Source organism: Collinsella sp. LCP21S3_D3, assembly GCF_052118305.1.
Classification (GTDB): domain Bacteria; phylum Actinomycetota; class Coriobacteriia; order Coriobacteriales; family Coriobacteriaceae; genus Collinsella.
The window spans coordinates 1-2,166 of record NZ_JBQKHK010000043.1 but is presented as its reverse complement, the minus strand read 5'-3'; the positions used below and the strand labels follow the sequence as shown (position 1 = coordinate 2,166).

Here is a 2,166-nt window from a genome sequence, read left to right as displayed (position 1 = left end):
TGCTGTACAAGGAGGGCCTGGACCTTCTCGTCGTGCCCTCCGCCGAGCTCTCCCGCGGCCGTGGCGGCCCGCGCTGCATGAGCATGCCCTTCTGGCGCGAGGACCTCTAAGGTTTTCAAAGACCCGTACAGGTCTTAAAACAAACATCTAGCTGCCATTAGATGTCTCCCATTGGGGCGGTGCGGATCTTTCGCACCGCCCCATTCTTGTTTAATGAAGCTTAATTAACATCAGATAAGGCGGCCCATATGACCAGGGGCAGTCACGTTGATACCCCCCCCAACGGTGTCGGCTTCTTTGCCTTTTGGGCATCATCTCGATTCCCATGACCTTTGCCGGCATCACCCCCGTGTTCTAGCGATTGGAGCCTAACCATGGATATCAAGACGATCGGCGTTGAGGAGTGGCTTAACGTTTGGGAGAAGAGCGCTACGTGGGATATCGCCCAGTCGACGATCTCCTCGCTTACCATGGGCGAGCTGCGCGCGCTCGACGAGCAGGACGGCGCCACATTCTACGAGCGCCTGGACCGCGAGAAGATGAACTACGGCTGGATCGAGGGTTCACCGGAGTTTAAGGCTGAGGTCGCCAAGCTGTATCGTCGCGAGGTCAATCCCGATCACATTCTTCAGACCAATGGCTGCACGGGTGCCAACCTCAACGCCATCATGGCCGTGGTCGAGCCCGGCGATCATGTCATCGCCGAGTGGCCTACCTATGCGCCGCTCTATGAGATTCCGCGTTCGCTCGGCGCCGAGGTCGAGTATTGGGAGCTTCGCGAGGAGCTCGGCTGGAAGCCCGATATCGAGGAGCTCAAGCGCCTGGTGCGTCCCAACACGAAACTCATCTGCATCAACAACGCCTCGAACCCCATCGGTACGGTGCTTGATGCCGATACGCTCGGTCAGATTGCCGAGATCGCCCGTTCGGTGGGCGCCTACGTGCTGTGTGACGAGGTGTATCTGCCGCTCGAGAACACCGAGTCCTTTATGTCGATGGCCGACGTGTATGAGAAGGCCATTGTCACCAACTCGGTGTCTAAGACCTATTCGACGCCTGCAGCCCGCGTGGGTTGGGTCGTGACCGACGAAGAGGTGTCCAATCGCATCCGCACCTATCGCGATTACACCATGATCTGCGGCGGCGTGTTCAACGATGCCCTGGCGACCTATGTGCTTGAGCACAAGGACAAGATTCTCGAGCGCAACCGCAGGATCGTGTCTGGCAATCGCGATATCGCGTAGGCTTGGATCGATACGCAACATCGCGTTTCCTGGACGGCCCCGCAGGGCGTGTCTACCTCGTTTATCCAGCTTGATATTCCCGAGGACGACGAGGAGTTCTGCAAGCGCCTGTTGTCCGAGAGGGGAGTACTGCTGGTGCCCGGCAGCCGTTTTGAGCTTCCCTGCGGCGCACGCCTGGGCTACTGCGCGAGCGAAAATGTTCTTCGCGAGGGCTTGAGGCTTCTGGGCGAGGCACTGGCCGAGTTCGATCGCTAATCCCTTGAGGCCCTCGAAGGCCTAAACCTTACTTGGCCCTAGGTGTACCGAATACAGACCCGCTCCCTTTTGGGGAGCGGGTCTGTATGTCTTTGCCGCCGGAAAAGTCAAGTTGTTACAAATGGAGACGCAAGATCGATCGGGTATTCGACGGGCCTTATACTAAGCTTCCGGTGAACGGTATCCAACGTCTGGTAAACGGTAATCTGTTTGCTAAAAATGAATAGGACAAACTTTTTTATGAATAAAAATCAAAATGGTTGAGAGACAGCAAGAATTGCGAATTCTATTCATATCGTTGCACGAAATATGCAATCTGAGGGTGGTTTAACAAAGTTTAGTTCCATTTGATTTTTGGATTGAAAACGCGTTTAAGCACGTAAATACACTTTATTAAGATGAAGTGTGCCATGCGTGAAGTATATGTGTATGCCGTTCACCCCCTATAAAAAACCGTTCGGGGGCAAGGTGGAAGTATGGGTTGATTTTGGATATAAATATGTCGTCAGCAATAACGCCTCACACGGAGGGGCGCTAACGAATCGGCCCTGACAAGGGCCCGAAAGAAAGGTAGGAGGCCATGACGAAAGGTCTGCACGTGCCTTCCGAGATCGGCAAGCTCAGGAAGGTCTGCCTGCACCGTCCCGGCGACGAGCTCCTCAACCTG

3 protein-coding genes are annotated in these 2,166 nt (G+C 55.2%); all 3 read left to right on the top strand.

Going from position 1 to position 2,166, the window contains the following annotated elements:
* A partial coding sequence (locus ACTQ1S_RS09230) for an arginine deiminase family protein (RefSeq protein WP_148332920.1) occupies positions 1 to 110 on the top strand: 110 nt, incomplete at its 5' end.
* 264 nt (positions 111 to 374) lie between these two features.
* Positions 375 to 1,244: an aminotransferase class I/II-fold pyridoxal phosphate-dependent enzyme gene (locus ACTQ1S_RS09225; protein ID WP_441547558.1), complete on the top strand. Its 870-nt coding sequence runs from the start codon at positions 375 to 377 to the stop codon at positions 1,242 to 1,244.
* A gap of 48 nt (positions 1,245 to 1,292) precedes the next feature.
* Entirely contained in the window at positions 1,293 to 1,499 is a 207-nt protein-coding gene (locus tag ACTQ1S_RS09220) for a hypothetical protein (RefSeq protein WP_441547557.1), read from the top strand.
* Positions 1,500 to 2,166 lie beyond the last annotated feature (667 nt).